Annotated in this window: 16 protein-coding genes; 6 read left to right on the top strand and 10 right to left on the bottom strand. The window is 61.6% G+C overall.

The features are described 5' to 3' along the window. Window positions 1-2 precede the first annotated feature (2 nt). From AC6I99_RS06210 to AC6I99_RS06225, 4 genes are all read right to left on the bottom strand, one after another. Window positions 3-464, bottom strand: coding sequence for an Hsp20/alpha crystallin family protein (locus AC6I99_RS06210; protein WP_224091446.1), 462 nt, complete (start codon window positions 462-464; stop codon window positions 3-5). A 159-nt stretch (window positions 465-623) separates the two neighbouring features. After that, window positions 624-1,511 carry an SGNH/GDSL hydrolase family protein gene (locus AC6I99_RS06215; protein WP_497945867.1) on the bottom strand — a complete coding sequence of 296 codons (888 nt, stop codon included), beginning with the start codon at window positions 1,509-1,511 and terminating at the stop codon, window positions 624-626. Window positions 1,512-1,597: 86 nt separating this feature from the next. Further along, entirely contained in the window at window positions 1,598-2,947 is a 1,350-nt protein-coding gene (locus AC6I99_RS06220) for a UDP-glucose dehydrogenase family protein (protein WP_497945865.1), read from the bottom strand. Then, window positions 2,944-4,110, bottom strand: a complete 1,167-nt coding sequence (locus AC6I99_RS06225) for a glycosyltransferase family 4 protein (RefSeq protein ID WP_309927365.1) — start codon at window positions 4,108-4,110, stop codon at window positions 2,944-2,946. Before AC6I99_RS06225 ends, AC6I99_RS06220 begins: the two co-directional genes overlap by 4 nt. A 282-nt stretch (window positions 4,111-4,392) precedes the next feature. Between AC6I99_RS06225 and AC6I99_RS06230 the strand changes: the two genes are divergently transcribed. Then, on the top strand, window positions 4,393-6,165 hold the full coding sequence (locus AC6I99_RS06230; RefSeq protein ID WP_497945861.1) for an FG-GAP-like repeat-containing protein: 1,773 nt from the start codon (window positions 4,393-4,395) through the stop codon (window positions 6,163-6,165). Between the two features lie 119 nt (window positions 6,166-6,284). Here AC6I99_RS06230 and AC6I99_RS06235 read toward each other — a convergent pair whose 3' ends face one another. Next, on the bottom strand, window positions 6,285-6,929 hold the full coding sequence (locus tag AC6I99_RS06235; RefSeq protein WP_309927369.1) for a hypothetical protein: 645 nt from the start codon (window positions 6,927-6,929) through the stop codon (window positions 6,285-6,287). A 279-nt stretch (window positions 6,930-7,208) separates the two neighbouring features. After that, window positions 7,209-7,646, bottom strand: a complete 438-nt coding sequence (locus AC6I99_RS06240; protein WP_309927371.1) for a MerR family transcriptional regulator — start codon at window positions 7,644-7,646, stop codon at window positions 7,209-7,211. Between the two features lie 142 nt (window positions 7,647-7,788). Here AC6I99_RS06240 and AC6I99_RS06245 point away from each other — a divergent pair, with 142 nt between their 5' ends. The 3 genes from AC6I99_RS06245 to AC6I99_RS06255 all read left to right on the top strand — a co-directional run bounded on the left by AC6I99_RS06245 (window position 7,789) and on the right by AC6I99_RS06255 (window position 9,255). Further along, window positions 7,789-8,211, top strand: a complete 423-nt coding sequence (locus AC6I99_RS06245; protein ID WP_224091460.1) for an Hsp20/alpha crystallin family protein — start codon at window positions 7,789-7,791, stop codon at window positions 8,209-8,211. Between the two features lie 226 nt (window positions 8,212-8,437). Then, window positions 8,438-8,881 carry a J domain-containing protein gene (locus tag AC6I99_RS06250; protein ID WP_309927373.1) on the top strand — a complete coding sequence of 148 codons (444 nt, stop codon included), beginning with the start codon at window positions 8,438-8,440 and terminating at the stop codon, window positions 8,879-8,881. After that, window positions 8,878-9,255, top strand: a complete 378-nt coding sequence (locus AC6I99_RS06255; protein ID WP_224091464.1) for a hypothetical protein — start codon at window positions 8,878-8,880, stop codon at window positions 9,253-9,255. The genes AC6I99_RS06250 and AC6I99_RS06255 overlap by 4 nt, the downstream gene beginning before the upstream one ends. Before the next feature lie 29 nt (window positions 9,256-9,284). Here AC6I99_RS06255 and AC6I99_RS06260 read toward each other — a convergent pair whose 3' ends face one another. The 3 genes from AC6I99_RS06260 to AC6I99_RS06270 all read right to left on the bottom strand — a co-directional run bounded on the left by AC6I99_RS06260 (window position 9,285) and on the right by AC6I99_RS06270 (window position 11,783). Continuing rightward, window positions 9,285-9,479 carry an NfeD C-terminal domain-containing protein gene (locus AC6I99_RS06260; RefSeq protein WP_487345393.1) on the bottom strand — a complete coding sequence of 65 codons (195 nt, stop codon included), beginning with the start codon at window positions 9,477-9,479 and terminating at the stop codon, window positions 9,285-9,287. A gap of 37 nt (window positions 9,480-9,516) precedes the next feature. Further along, entirely contained in the window at window positions 9,517-11,001 is a 1,485-nt protein-coding gene (locus tag AC6I99_RS06265; protein ID WP_224091468.1) for a flotillin family protein, read from the bottom strand. A gap of 311 nt (window positions 11,002-11,312) precedes the next feature. Continuing rightward, entirely contained in the window at window positions 11,313-11,783 is a 471-nt protein-coding gene (locus AC6I99_RS06270) for a DUF4383 domain-containing protein (protein WP_497945855.1), read from the bottom strand. Window positions 11,784-11,911: 128 nt separating this feature from the next. Between AC6I99_RS06270 and AC6I99_RS06275 the strand changes: the two genes are divergently transcribed. After that, window positions 11,912-13,243: a cell division protein PerM gene (locus tag AC6I99_RS06275; RefSeq protein WP_224091470.1), complete on the top strand. Its 1,332-nt coding sequence runs from the start codon at window positions 11,912-11,914 to the stop codon at window positions 13,241-13,243. A gap of 68 nt (window positions 13,244-13,311) precedes the next feature. On the opposite strand, the gene AC6I99_RS06280 is transcribed toward AC6I99_RS06275, so the two are convergent. Beyond that, window positions 13,312-13,761 (bottom strand): hypothetical protein, encoded by a 450-nt coding sequence (locus AC6I99_RS06280; protein WP_309927383.1) that lies wholly within the window; start codon window positions 13,759-13,761, stop codon window positions 13,312-13,314. An 11-nt stretch (window positions 13,762-13,772) separates the two neighbouring features. Here AC6I99_RS06280 and purN point away from each other — a divergent pair, with 11 nt between their 5' ends. After that, a complete protein-coding gene (gene purN, locus AC6I99_RS06285; RefSeq protein WP_224166759.1) occupies window positions 13,773-14,342 on the top strand; it encodes a phosphoribosylglycinamide formyltransferase in 570 nt (189 codons plus the stop codon). Window positions 14,343-14,446: the final 104 nt, after the last annotated feature.

Genomic DNA, 14,446 nt, shown 5'->3' on the forward strand with positions numbered 1-14,446 from the left:
GACTAACGGGTTTCGGTGGGAGCCGAGCTGGTATTGGTGCCGGCGCCCGAAGAAGCGCCCCGCGTGATGGGTATCTTCCGTGACTGTTTCTCCGATTGCTCCGGCATCGGAATCCGCACTTCGAGGACGCCATCTGTATAGGAGGCATTGACGTCTTGTTCGGAAACCGCCATCGGAAGTTTCACTGTTCGGGAAAAAGTGCCGTAGCGGAATTCTGAGCGGTACCCCCTCTTATCCTTGTGCTCGGACTTTTCCTCATGGCGCACATTGATCTGAAGTTCGTCACCAGACAGAGTGATATCGACGTCCTTTTCAGGATTGATGCCAGGAACCTCGGCTTTGACTACCATCGATCCACCGTCCCGGTATTCCTCCACCCGGAGCCAGGAGCCGGTCTCTCCTTCAAGGAACCGACGGACAGGATCGGCAATGTCGCTGGCCGACCAACGAAGTAGATTGCTCATCGTGGTGCCTCCTGCTTGTTACCAGGCCCCGCGGACCGACCCCGGGCGGGGCCTTAATCGGATCTACACAAATAAAATACGCCGAACACGCAACGTTGTTAAGACGCTCCTTGGCTCATGAATCTTGCCGGATCAAGCCTCCGAGGAGGCTGCAAAAGGCTATCCCTCCACCATGGCCGCGGACACTCCTGAAGCGTTCTCGCTTTCGAACACAGGGCCTGCAGACGGTCGTTTCGCCCGGCGTTCCTCTCCAGGACCGTGCGGACGAAGCTGCTTGAACACCCAGGGAACGAAGTACGCCTTTGCCCATGCGAGGTCACCAGCTCTGGCTTGACGCCAGCTGCGTTCGGGCAGCTCTTTGGGTTCCAGCGGCTTCAGGCTATGCGGCACATTGAGCGTCTCCAGCACGGCGATGGCCACGGTGTGATGACCCAGTGGGGAGAGATGCAGCCGGTCAGGGTCCCACATCCTCGGATCCCGGAGTTGCCTCAGCGCCCAAAGATCTGTGATGAGTGTGCCGTGGCGGGCAGCAATAGCGTGTACGTTCTCGTTAAAGATGGCCACTTTGCCCCGGTTGCGCCCCAGCACAGGGGTGGACGCCCAGTCCGGTCCCGTGAACAAAACAATCGTTGCGCCTGTCTCAGCCAAGAGGCTCACGCCGGTCTCAAGTTTGCCGGCCAGCTTGTCCGGATCACTGCCGTGGAAAACCATGTCGTTCCCGCCTGCAGACAAGGTGATCAGATCCGGCTTCAGGGTTAGCGCCCGTCCGACCTGCTGGTCGAGGATCTGCTGCAGCAGCAAACCCCGCACGGCCAGGTTGGCATAGGCAAAATCCGGATGGTCGGCTGCCAGCTCTTCGGCAACACGGTCAGCCCAGCCGCGCAGCCCTCCGACGCTTCCTGGTTCCGGATCCCCAATCCCTTCGGTGAAGGAATCACCAAGCGCCACATACCTGCTCCATGGGTGCGAGGGGTCTTTGATACTCTGCCCAGCACCCGCTTTGAGATCAACAAGGCCTTCGGGGGTTACCCGGCCACGCCACCTCATTGCCCTACCTCCTTGTAAGGAAAAAGGTTTCTTACAATGTGGATAACGGCAGCACTTGTCGTGATGTTCCCGGAAGTACCGGCCAGCTAGAGGAACATTTCCTCCGCCACCACCGACGCCCCTGTCCCCAACCCGCGGACGGTCCACCCCGCACTTCGCCAAGCCTCGGCGTCCAGTACGTTCCGGGCGTCCAGCACCATCCGGCGTCGCACCAGCGAGCCCGCAAACGACGGCGAGAGGGACACGTATTCGTCCCATTCGGTGAGCAGAAGCACCAGCTCAGCACCCTCAAGGGCACGCTTGGTTGAGGCCTCGAAACGGATCTGCGGGTAGCGGATCCAGGCGTTGTTGATGGCTTTGGGATCGGTCACGGTTATATGTGCGCCGGCAGATGCGAGCTGCTGCGCGACGTCCAGGGCCGGGGAGTCGCGGATGTCGTCGGTGTCCGGTTTGAATGCTGCGCCGAGGATCGTCACCGTTCTGCCGGACAGGAAACCGCGGCACATTTCCCTTGCCACATCCACTGCTCGGCTACGCTGGTCCAGGTTGATGCTGTCCACCAAGGCCATCCATCGGTCCACGGACGGTACGGAAAGCTCGCGCGACTGGGCGCGGAACGAACGGATGTCCTTGGGCAGGCACCCGCCGCCGAATCCAAGCCCGGCATGCAGGTACCGGTTGCCGATACGCGGGTCCAAACCCATCGCTTCGCTGAGCTCGCTGACGTCAGCACCCGAGGCATCGCACAGTTCTGCCATCGCGTTGATGAAGCTGACCTTCGTGGCCAGGAACGCGTTCGACGCCGATTTGATCAGCTCCGCCGTCGCAAAGTTGCAGACCAATCGAGGGATACCCGCGCTGATCAGGGGCTCGTACACCGCGTCCAGAACGGCGGTCACCGGAGCCCCGGCGGCGGCGCCCTTGCCACCGGGAACGCCGTAAACCAGGCGATCAGGAACCAAAGAATCCTTGACGGCTGTGCCTTGACGCAGGAACTCCGGGTTCCAGCCGAGCAGGACGTCCGAGCGTCGGGCCAGGACCGCGCGCAGCGTCTCCACAGTGCCTACCGGCACCGTTGATTTACCCACGACGGCGGCACTCTTGGCCAAGTGGGGCAGGAGGCTCTTCGTGGCGCTCATCAGGTAGGAGAGATCGGCCGTGTCAGAGGTCTTGGACTGCGGCGTGCCCACGCAGAGGAAATGAACTTTGGCGTCGGCTGCCGCTGAGAAGTCAGCGGTGAACTTCAGCCGGCCCGTGGTGCGTCCATCACTGAGAAGTTCGTCCAGGCCAGGTTCGTGGAAGGGAGCCAGCGCCTTGTTGAGCTGCTCAACCTTGTGGGCGTCGACGTCGATGCCCACTACGGTGTGGCCCATGGACGCGAGTGTTGCGGCGTGGACTGCGCCGAGGTAGCCGCAGCCGATCACGGATATTTTCATGCCGAGGGTCCTTTGCTTGAGGTCAATTCGGTGGGGCCGGCTTCGCTGGGAATGCCGGCGACAACTTCGTTGTAATGCCGCACCAGATCGGCGCTGAGCACGGGCCACGTCCGGCCTTGGACCGAAGCGGTTGCAGCCGCAGCGAACGCGCGGCGCTTGGCGTCGTCGCCCATCAGGTCCTGAACGTAGCTGCGCAGTTGAGCGAGGTTCCCCGGCTCGTACAGCCAACCGGTGCGCGAGTTTTCCACGAGGTCCAAGGGGCCGCCGCGGCCGGTCGCGACCACAGGAACGCCCGAAGCCATGGCTTCCTGGATGGTCTGGCAGAAGGTCTCGAACTCGCCGGGATGGACGAAGAGATCGAAGCCCGCCACAGCCTGCGCCAACGAATCCCCACCGAGGAAACCAGCAAAGTGGGCGCTCGGCAGGGCCGCTTGGAGTGCCTCCCGTTGCGGGCCATCACCAACGATCACCAGCTTGGTATCCGGCAGGTCCGCCAGCACGGCGAGGTCTTCCACCTGCTTTTCCACGGCGAGGCGGCCGACGTAGCCGATGATCCGCTGACCCTGCGGCGCTACCGATCTGCGCCACGCCGTCGAACGTTTCGCAGGGTTGAAGCGCGCGGTATCCACGCCGCGGCGCCACATATCCACTCGCAGGATGCCGCGGCCGCGCAACTGGTTCAGCGCGAACGTGGACGGCACGAGGGTCCGGGTGGCCAGGAGATGGATGTTGTCCACACGGTTCCACGCCCAGTTCTCCAGGAACGGCACCCCGTAGCGGGCGGCGTAGCTGGGAACCTCGGTCTGGTAGATCGCGACCGTCGGGATGCCGAGTTGATCGGCAGCCTGCACAGCCCGCCAGCCCAGCACGAATGGCGAGGCGAGATGAACGACGTCGGGGGCGAAATCGGCAAGGATTCGCTTGACCCGATTCACACCACCCAAAGCAACCCGCACATTCGTGTAACCCGCCAGCGGCACGGACGGAAGCCTGTGCACATACGCACCTTTGACGACGCTCGAAACATCAGTGTCCGACGTCGACGGCGCGATCACCATCACCTCGTCCCCGCGCTCCTGCAGATGCTCCAGCACCCGCAGGATGGAATGGGTTACCCCATTCATCAGTGGCAGGAATGATTCGGCGACGATTGCGATCCTCACGCCTTCAACGGTGGTCGGGGCGGTTGGCTTTGCGGGTTCGAACGGGTGGCCTGTGGAGGAAGAGTTGGTTAACAGGAGGGTGTCCTGTTTGTCGGAGCCGCCCGGTAGACTCCCGTTCAATGACGCGCTGCCGCGTCTCGACTTTGGGGGTTCAAAATGGGTGCTGTTATTGATGATTCGCGCGCGCTTGGGGGAGTAAGCGTACGACGCCGGCGCCGGGCGGCGGCGCGGACAGTCGCCGTCGGATTGGGCCTGGCTTTGTTGCTGGGAACGCTTGGTCCATTGACAACGACCGTCTCGCCGGCTGTTGCAGATGCGGTGACGAATGTTGTTCCTGTGGGGGACCAGCCTGGGAAAATTGCCGTAAACCCTCTGACGAACCAGGCGTATGTTGCCACGTTTGAGGGCGTGTTCGTCATCAATGGAGCTTCTGGCGGAGACGTCTTGTATTCGGGAGACATGCCCGTGGACGTTGCTGTGAACACTGCGACCAACAAGATCTACGTCAGCGAGATTGGTGGGTCCGTTGCAGTGGTTGACGGCGTGACGCACGCCGTAACGTCTTTGCCCGTGGGCTCCGGGGCTGGCGTGGTGGCTGTGAACGAAACGAGCAACAAGATCTACGTCGGTATCGCTTCCGGCGTTGCCATCATCGACGGTGTTACGAACGCAATTTCCACTGTTCCTCTCTCGGGAGGTGCACAGGACATCGTGGTCAACCCCGTCACGAACAAGGTCTACGTAAACTCCAGCGGAACTATCAGAGTCATCGACGCTGCTGGCAGCGTTACCGGCGACATTATCATCGGCGCTGGGTTCATTCGCGCCCTCGCAGTCAACCAGGCAACCAACAAGATCTACTACACCACGCTGGGAAGGTACGGTGCCGGAGTTGGCGTGATTGACGGCGCAACCGACAAAACCACGGATAAGATCGAATCTTCCAGCAAAGTGGGGATGTTAGCCGTCAACCCGGCCACCAATAGGATCTACGTGGCTGCAGACAGCAACTCCACGGACGGCTACGTCAAAGTCATTGATGGGGCCACCCTGACTGAGATTGTGCAGATCATCACCCCATCGCTTGTCAGCGACATAGTGGTGGATCAAACGAGCAACAAGATCTACGTCCCTATGTCCGGCCGGGGAACCACCGTCATCGATGGCGCCGACAACAGCGTCTCGGCGGTCTTCACGGGGCAGAACCCGGTTTCAGCGGCTGCGAACCCGTCTACGGGAAAGGCGTACGTGGCTAACAATGGCAGCGACTCCGTGTCGGTGATCGATGGGACGGTGCCGGCTCCTGTTAAGAATGACTTCAACGGCGATGGCTTTGCTGACATTTTGGCTCGGGAAGCTTCCGGCGTGCTGTGGCTTTACCCCGGTAACGGCGCGGGTGGGTGGCTGCCTCGCCTCCAGGTCGGGCAGGGGTGGAACGTCATGACGGCACTGGTTGCTCCGGGCGACTTCAACGGCGATGACCACGCTGATGTGCTTGCCCGTGATGGAGGGGGCCTCCTCTGGCTGTATCCGGGCAACGGTTCAGCAGGCTGGAAACCGCGGGTACAGGTCGGCAGTGGCTGGGAAGGCATGAGCGCGATCGAAGGGATTGACTTCCACGGCGAGGGGTTTGTAGACGTTGCAGCGCGCGACCGCGGAGGTGCCCTTTGGGTTTATCGGGGAGATGGCAGCGGCGGCTGGTTACCCAGGATGTGGGTCGGTTCAGGGTGGTCGGACATGTCCGAGATCACTGGCGTCGGCGACTTCAACGGGGACGGCCTGTCCGACATCGCTGCCCGCGACGGCGCCGGTGCACTGTGGCTCTACCCACCCAACGGTTACGGCAGCTGGCTGCCGCGACAGGCAATCGGGCAAGGCTGGAACGTCATGAACTCCCTGGTTGGACCCGGAGACTTCGACGGCGACGGGCGCGCGGATATCCTGGCCCGAAACGGCGCCGGAGAGCTGTGGCTGTACTCGGGGCAAGGCGGATCCTGGTGGCCTTCGGCTTCCCGTGTTGGGACTGGGTGGAACGGGATGACAGCGATTCTTTAGGCGAACGTCGATAAATAGGAAAGATCCACACTTCATGCGAGGCGAGTTTCTGACACTGAGCCCTTAAAAATGCGGCCGGTCCCAGACTAATTCTGGAACCGGCCGCTCAATGGAAATCGCTAGCTGATGGGGTACTCAAAGAACGGGCCGGTGTATGCGCCGCCCGTGTAAACGAGGGTGCCGGCACCCGGTGGAAGGTCGAGTACAACGCTGGCCGACACCTTTTCAGCGGGTCCCATGCCACCGCTCGGGAATTCAAGTGCATCGTCGATGCAAGAGTATGTTGCCGTGGTGCCCAGACTACCGTTGAAGGTCGTGCCATTGGCTGCAATGAACTTGAAATCGTGCGCGGACACCAAGTGCTTTGGGAAGGAATCTTGTGCGAGTTCCGGGGTGGTCTCTACGGTCATGGCAACGGCGATAATCCGGCCATTCTCCGCAGGCCGGGAATACGGCTCAGTGCAGACTGTGTCGAGGATGCTGTCCACAGTGAATTTGGTAGTGACCTTCTTGCTGCTCTGGTTGCTGAACGTTCCAATGTCGCCGAGACCAGCGATGAAATTGCCACGTGCAGACTTGGCGTTGCCTGTCGGCGAGGGCGTGGACTTGGGAGTGGCTACTGGTGTGGCAGTTGGAGCGGTGACCGGCTCGTCGGACGCTTTGGCCGATTCTGATGGGGTGTTTCTTGCGATGGCGCCACCGCAGGCGGTGAGCGCCATCGTGATCCCGAGAATAAGGGAAGCCCCCATGAGTGCTTTACGCATTGCTCTTCCTTCTTTAGATGCGAGTTGGAGTGATCTCCGCACTCTGCCCTGGTCTCGAACCAACACCGTCTGCCGACGACAGAGTCACCGCGAATCAGTCATATCATTGGCAACTTTTCCGCTGAGGATCACCATATCTGCGGTCTTCCTAGGATTATGGGAACCCGCGCTGAGCCACGCTTTGTTACGTGTGCAAGTGGTCCGGACGTCGGAAGACCCTTTGATTGCACGGGGGTGTTGATAGGGCTTACGCCTTGGAATAGGGCGGATAGGTTGCGCCTATCCAGCCTGCCCACCCCGCGCCCGCTTCAGATCCTTCCGTAGCCCGCGGTTGTCCGCCCGGAGCTCGCGATTGTCGTCGGCCAGGCCCCGGTTGTCCTCCGTCAGTCCCCGGTTTGCGGCCTCCAGCTCCAGCACGCGCTTCACCCCGGCCAGGTTCAGGCCTTCGTCCAGGAGCGCGCCAATCCTCCGGAGGGTCTCAAGGTCCTGTTCGCTGTAGCGGCGAGTGCCGCCGTCGGTCCTTTCAGGAGTGAGGAGCCCTTTGCGCTCGTACTGCCGAATGTTTTGCTGCCCGGTGCCTACCAGTTCGGCCGCAACGGAAATGGCGTAGACGCCACGACCGTCCCGGTCCGCAGCGTCACGTGCGGCAGCGCCGTCCGCCTCCGCGGGCGTACCGCCGTCGTGATCCAGACGCTCGGTGTCACCATCGCCAGCCATGCAAACCTCTCAAAAAATCTTTGAAAAAACCTCTTGCACCACTCTCTCACCAGTGCTATAAAAAATCTATACCAGCCAACACAGATCTGGAAGGCTGGCAGAACAACAAAACCGCATCAAGATCTGAAGGAGTGAGAACCAAATGCTGATGCGCACAGACCCGTTCCGCGAATTCGACAGGCTCGCCCAACAGGTTTTTGGCACAACAGCAAGGCCTGCCGGCATGCCGATGGATGCTTGGCAGGAGGACGGGCAATTCATTGTTGCCTTCGATCTGCCGGGCGTCACGCCTGATTCGGTGGAACTGGACGTCGAAAGCAACGTCCTGACGGTTAAGGCAGAACGTAAGTCGCCTGCGGGCGAGAACACCGAGATGATTGCCGCCGAACGCCCGCAAGGCGTCTTCAGCCGGCAGCTCATTCTGGGTGACACCCTGGACACCGAAGGCATCCAGGCCAGCTACGACGCAGGTGTGCTGACACTCCGCATCCCCGTCGCCGAGAAGGCAAAGCCGCGGCGTATCGAGATTTCTTCCAATAGCCAACGGCAGGAGATCAACGCCTAACCAAAGCTGCCCCGTTGGAGCTCCACCCGGGGGTGGCTGACCAGCGGGGCGTCAGGCCGGGAGCTTCAGACCGACCGCATCGGAACAGATGGGCGCAGGCTTCGCGCCACGCCACAGCACTTGTCGTGCAGATGAAACGCGGTCCCCGACGTTGTCTCCCGATTGATGGCCCCCGGCCCATGCCGGGGGCCATCGCCAAATCCGCAGCACTTATCCGGAACCAGCAGTGAGCACCAAACAACCCGACTACTACGCGATCTTGAACGTGGCTCCCGGCGCGACAGCCCGTGAAATCACCCACGCCTACCGCTCGCTGCTCCGCACGCACCACCCCGATACCCGCAAAAAGGCCGACGACGGCGACACCACCAAGGCGGCCGACCTCCAGAAACTGCACGCCATCATGCAGGCGTATGTTGTGCTCTCGGATCCGGCGAAGCGGAGTGCGTACGACCACAGCCGGAGAGCGGGTAGCTCGTCGGCCGGCTCGTCAGGGCCCAGCGGTTCCACCGGGAAGCCGGTAAAGGTCCGCGTCCACAAGACGCCGGCTACTCCCGCTGCCAGTCAAAAGGATCAGCAGCCTCTCGTGTTCGGCCCGGTCCACTGGGAACCACTGCCCGGGACGAACCCCGGATACCCCTCGCCCAAAGCCCGAAGGAGATACTTATGAGTGCCTGGCGCTCGTACGACAGCCATCTGATGCCCGCGTTCTACGAGCGATTCGAGAATCGTTGGGGAAAGGGCACCGCGCCGTTCCTGGACCCGGAAGTCCACGAGCAGCCCATGCCGCGCGCTCAATGGATCAATGTTGATACTGGTGCGGCTGTGGCCGTGGTTCCCATTTGGACGGACGATCCCGAACATCGGTCCTTCGGCGTCTTCTACCTTCCGCCGGCCGGGGATATTTGGATCCTCCGCCCAGGGCCAACTACGTTCATCGAACCCGGAAAGGGTGGGAGCAAAGAGCAGGTCTCGTTGCGTAACGACGCCTTCAAGAAGGCAGTCCATCACGCCAAGGAATTCATCTACGGACCGCAGCCCTAGTATTTTGCATTGTCGGCCCAGTCCCCACGTCAGGATTCCCGAAGTACATCCGGAAGCTCGTCGACGTAGACGGTCTGGGGCGGCTCGAAATAGATCACCAGTACCTTCTCGCCCACAGGAAAGACGCTGGTCTTGTCGAATGGGTAGGCAAAAAATGCGCTGGTACCGCCATGGAAGGGGAGCATGACTTCGCCGATAGTGCCCGGGGCGATGGTCCCGGTCACCCTGCCGATCTTGCCGGTGAGGCTTCGATTGACCTCTCTATGCATCTGACGCCGCATCTGACGCCTTCGCCGGCGGGGACTTCACGGCCGTGGGCCGGGTGGGCGCCGCAGTCGGTCGGTTGGCTCCGTTCCCCTTCAAGGCCGAAGCCAGGGATGGCAGGAAGCTCCCAACCTGGGACAGGATTCCTCCCACCATGCTGTTCAGCCCGTCGCCGCCGTTGAGCACCGTCAGCTGACCGATGCGCGAGAAAGGCTCTGCCGCAGCCGAAACGATGGCGGGCATGTTCTCGGCGATTTGCTGGTTGATGACGGCTTCCTGGTTTGTCTCCAACGCTTCACCGCGGGCCTTGATGCCTTCCGCCTCAGCCAACGCCTTGGCCTTAACTGCGGATGCTGCTGCATTTCCTCGGGCCGTCGTCGCAGCAGCCTCGGCTTCACCTGTCACGCGGGTTGCGCCTGCCATTGCCGCTGCAGCTCCAGCATTTGCTTGGGCCTCGAGTTCAACGCGCCGGGCGTTGGCTTGCGCGTCGAGTTCGATGCGCTTCGCGAGGGCCTCGGCAGCACTGATATCAGCGGCCTTCTTCGCTTCAGCCTCGGTCCTCTGCGCGTAGGCCTTGGCATCGGCAGGCTTGCGGATGGTTGTCTGCAACTTCTGCTCTTCGCGGTCGGCCTCGAGCTTTGCCACCTCGGTCTCCTGGACCACCACCTGCTGCCGGGCAGTAGCATCGGCCAACGGTCCGGCTTGAGCAGCGTTGGCCCGGGCCTGTTCAGCATTCGCCTGCGCAGCGGATTGCTTGATGGCGGACAGGCTTTGGGCATCGGCAATCAGTGCAGCAGCTTCCGCTTCCTTCTCAGCCGCCTCACGGTTGCGTGTGGCCTCAGCGATCCGGGCCTCCATCTTGACCTGGGCAATGTGCGGCTTGGCAAGGTTCTGGATGTACCCCGTGGGGTCCTGCAGGTCCTTGATCTGCAGCGAATCCACCACGAGGCCAAGCTTCTCCATCTCCACGCCACTGGCACTGCGGACGAGTGAGGCGAGCTTGTCGCGCTCGCGGATGATTTCCTCAACAGTCATGCTGCCGATGATCGAGCGGAGATGCCCTTCAAACACGTTGTAGACCTGGCTCTCCATCTTCGGCTGCTGCCCCAGGAATCTTCGCGCAGCGTTCGCGATGAACGGGGGAGCGTCGCCAATCTTGTAGATCACCACGCCGTCCACAATCACCTGGATGCCCTGGGACGTCACACAGGAAACCTTGAGCTCCGTCTCATTCAGCGTCAGCGCCAGGGTTCGCACGGTCTGCAGTCCCGGAACCACCAAGGCGCCCTTGCCCGTGACGATCTTGAAATCCATGCCGTCCGTATTTTCGAGCGTGCCACGGGTCAACCCTGAAATGATCAGGGCCTCGTTCGGTTCCGCCACCTTCCACATCGCCTTGGTTGCCAGCCACACGAAGCCGATGACAACAACCACGCCAAGGATGCCGGCGATCAAGGGGAAAAATGCCGAGAGGTCGTTCATTGACCTTGTCCCTTCAGACGATGTGAACCGGCCTCATCCGTTGACCCCCATAGGCCATGTGCCTGTTCGTGTACACAGTCTCGTTGGGCTGCAGCAGGGAAGTCCAGCACTTTTGTGCGTCATTTGTGCCACGACCCCCAGCCAGGCTGGAGCCTGCCCCGTAACGCGGCAACCCGCCGTCGAGCCTTAACAAAGAAGGCTGGTGCAACCTTTGGAGAGAATCCGTAGGTGGCTGCACCAGCTGCTAGTACGACTTTCTGTTTATTAGTTGTGACACCTGTTCATTGGCCGCTCCTAGTTCCCGGCTTCTATTATTTCCGGGCCTTTTTATCGTCTGTGAAGTACTGGGCAAACATCCAACCGGCGGCGATCATCAGGATGCCCAGCACCATATGAGACCAGTTGTCCACAGAATTCAGCGACAGGAAGTTGGCTGCGGAATCGACTCCGACGCTCAGCCCATAGATGCTCAGCACGATGTACAGGGCGCCGAAGCCCATCAGGAAGTTCCTCGCGCCGTGTGCTGTGCGGGACATGGCCCAACCCGTCGCACCGATGGCCATCTGTACGAGGTTGAGCAGCACGGATACCTGGAATACGCCAAAGAGCATCGCATGCGAGTCCGGGCCGAAGAATTGCAGCTCCGGGTACTGCATGGTGATGCCTGGAATGAAGCCCAGGATGCCCACCAGCCCAACGATGACACCCACACCCAGACCTACCACCTGGATGTCTTGCCGTCCGAAATGGACACCGCGTGCATGTGAAGCAGACGTACTCATGTCGTCCTCCAGTCACCTTTGCGAACATCTCCCATTTTACGGCCGGTTCATGCAAAAAGCGCTGGAATTGGCGGTATTACAGGGCGCCTGCCGGGGGAGCGCTGCCTACCGTGGCACGATAGGACACGATGAAACTGCGCGCTGATCAGACCGGAAACCGTGGCCTCCCGATGCCCCTTTGGCTACAGGGCGGTTTGGAAGCGGCACAGGCAGCCTTCATTTCGGCCATCGTTGTTGTGCTTCCCCTAGTGGGAGTGTGGGCCACCGACGGATTCCAGAACCGGAACGTGGACTTCCTGGCGCGCCTGGCCGGGCAGGCCTGGCTGCTGATCCACGGTGTTCCGCTGACCTTGGCACAGGTCAACGTGGGCACAGCCGGCCAGCCTGGAACTGGTCTTCTTTCGCTGATTCCCTTGGGCCTGACGCTCATTCCGTTCCTGCTTGCATGGCGGGCGGGACGACGACTAGCCCGCGCTTCCTACACGGACCAGCTGTGGCAGGCGTTCCTCGGTGCCTGCCTTGTTTACGCCGCGTTCGGGACAGCGACAGGATTCGTGTGCCGCACCCCCGAGGTGGTCATCAACCTCTGGTTCGCCATGACCATCCCACTGATCTCCTTCGCACTGGGCCTGGTGGTCGGCGCCCGGCGTGAGGCAGGCTCCTGGAGCAGACTTATCGGTGTGGACGCCGTCGCCTGGATCGCGAAGACCAGCCAACACTCACGGTGGGCGGGCTCCTACGTCGGCTCAGCGCTGAAGGCCGGATTCGTTGCGACCATGGCCGCTGTTTGCCTTGCCGCCGTCTTGTTGGCCGTGGACATCGTGTGGCACTGGACGGACATCATCGCTGTTTACGAAGGCCTCCAAGCCGGCGCTCTGGGCGGGGCGGTCCTCACGATCGCGCAGCTCGGTTTCCTTCCCAACCTCGTGGTCTTCGCTTTGGCCTGGTCCTCCGGGGCTGGCTTCTCGCTCGGCGTCGGCTCGCATGCCGGGCCGCTGGGCACCGCCGTCGGACCCCTGCCTGCCGTCCCCGTTTTCGGTGGGCTTCCCGCCGGACAACTCGACGCCGGGGCCATGGCTCTCGCCCTCCCCGTAGTTGCAGGGATCATGGCCGGCTGGTGGTTCCTCCGCGAAGGCGAAAACCACTTCGACGAATGGCTCTCCATCAAGATCAAGGCCCGCTGGTTCACCGCCGCGGCGTCCACGTTGTTCCTGGGGGCGTTCGTTGGAGCTGTCGCCGGTGTCCTGAGCGGTGCGCTCGCATGGGTCGCCCGTGGTTCAGCAGGTATCGGCCGGCTCACGGAAATCGGACCCCACCCATTGTGGACGGCAGTCTGGCTGGCCGCCGAAGTGGGCATCGGCGTCGTGATCGGTTACGCAGTGGGGCCGTGGCTGGAACGCCGCCAGAAGCTGCGCGAGGCGAACCTGGACGAAGTAGCGTTCGACGACGAACACGCCTGAGGTTGCCGGCCGGGCATTTGGTTGGGCTCGGGTTTTGGTTGGGCTGGGCTCGCTTGGCTGGGCTCGCTTTAGCGGACCGGGCCCGGCATCGAGTCCTCAAGCTGCGTGAGGCACTGTGTCTTGGCGGATTCCGTCAGCGCCGAGCGAGCGCAATCCTGATAAGTGGTGACTTGTTTGAAGAAGAGCACAGACGTCAGAATCAGCAGGCACATGATCGCCGAGACCACGAGTCCCGAGATGGTGCCGAACAACACCAGCCGAGGGTGCTTGTACTTCACCGACCGGACCAGGACCACGATCCCGAGCACCAAACCGGCGATCGTCAGGATGGCGCTCAACCACACGTAGTTCACGTTCAGGGAGAACACGAAAAACGATCCCAAAGCCGACAAAAGGAAAGCGCGGAACAGGATCTGTGTCACGCCGAAGGCGGACTTTTCCGCGGCGGTGCGGGGTTGCTGGCTCGGCTTGCGACCGACGTCGGGATTCATGTTTTCCAGCCTACGCGAGCCGCCCATAAGCTAGTGCAATGCGCATTGTTGTCCTCGTGTCCGGTACTGGTTCCAATCTTCAGGCTGTCATCGACGCCGTGAAGTCGGGTGAACTGGATGTTGAGATCGCCGCTGTGGGCGCCGACCGCCCCGATACGTACGGTGTGGAGCGCTCGGACGAGGCCGGCATTGAGACCTTCGTGGTGAACTTCAACTCGTTCGAAACCCGCGCCGAATGGGACGCCGCCCTCCGCGACAAGGTCCTTTCCTATAACCCGGACGTGGTGGTGTCTTCAGGATTCATGCGGATCGTGAGCGCCGACTTCATCGAAGCCTTCAACGGCAAGTACGTCAACACACACCCGGCGCTGCTGCCGTCCTTCCCCGGTGCCCACGGTGTCCGCGACGCCATGGCTTACGGCGTGAAGGTCACGGGTTGCACGGTCCACTGGGCAGATGCGGGCGTGGACACTGGACCCATCATTGCCCAGGAAGCAGTATCCGTGCTGCCGAATGACACCGAGGAAACCCTCCACGAGCGCATCAAGGTAGTGGAGCGCCGCCTGCTGGTCCAGACTCTGGCCGACCTCGCCGCTTCTCCCAACTAGGTCGCATTTAAGCGCGTTTTGCGCCCTCAAAACGCGCAGTGCTGCTACTTAGATTCCGGTTGACGTCCTCTGCCTGTGGATAACGCCGCACGCCCATAGGGAAG

This window comes from Arthrobacter sp. TmtSoilC77, assembly GCF_059739415.1.

Excerpts from the sequence above, each read along its gene's own strand:
- AC6I99_RS06210 (WP_224091446.1), bottom strand. The coding sequence starts at position 464 with ATGAGCAATCTACTTCGTTGGTCGGCCAGCGACATTGCCGATCCTGTC.
- AC6I99_RS06215 (WP_497945867.1), bottom strand. The coding sequence starts at position 1,511 with ATGAGGTGGCGTGGCCGGGTAACCCCCGAAGGCCTTGTTGATCTCAAA.
- AC6I99_RS06220 (WP_497945865.1), bottom strand. The coding sequence starts at position 2,947 with ATGAAAATATCCGTGATCGGCTGCGGCTACCTCGGCGCAGTCCACGCC.
- AC6I99_RS06235 (WP_309927369.1), bottom strand. The coding sequence starts at position 6,929 with ATGCGTAAAGCACTCATGGGGGCTTCCCTTATTCTCGGGATCACGATG.
- AC6I99_RS06240 (WP_309927371.1), bottom strand. The coding sequence starts at position 7,646 with ATGGCTGGCGATGGTGACACCGAGCGTCTGGATCACGACGGCGGTACG.
- AC6I99_RS06245 (WP_224091460.1), top strand. The coding sequence starts at position 7,789 with ATGCTGATGCGCACAGACCCGTTCCGCGAATTCGACAGGCTCGCCCAA.
- AC6I99_RS06255 (WP_224091464.1), top strand. The coding sequence starts at position 8,878 with ATGAGTGCCTGGCGCTCGTACGACAGCCATCTGATGCCCGCGTTCTAC.
- AC6I99_RS06265 (WP_224091468.1), bottom strand. The coding sequence starts at position 11,001 with ATGAACGACCTCTCGGCATTTTTCCCCTTGATCGCCGGCATCCTTGGC.
- AC6I99_RS06270 (WP_497945855.1), bottom strand. The coding sequence starts at position 11,783 with ATGAGTACGTCTGCTTCACATGCACGCGGTGTCCATTTCGGACGGCAA.
- AC6I99_RS06275 (WP_224091470.1), top strand. The coding sequence starts at position 11,912 with ATGAAACTGCGCGCTGATCAGACCGGAAACCGTGGCCTCCCGATGCCC.
- AC6I99_RS06280 (WP_309927383.1), bottom strand. The coding sequence starts at position 13,761 with ATGGGCGGCTCGCGTAGGCTGGAAAACATGAATCCCGACGTCGGTCGC.
- purN (WP_224166759.1), top strand. The coding sequence starts at position 13,773 with ATGCGCATTGTTGTCCTCGTGTCCGGTACTGGTTCCAATCTTCAGGCT.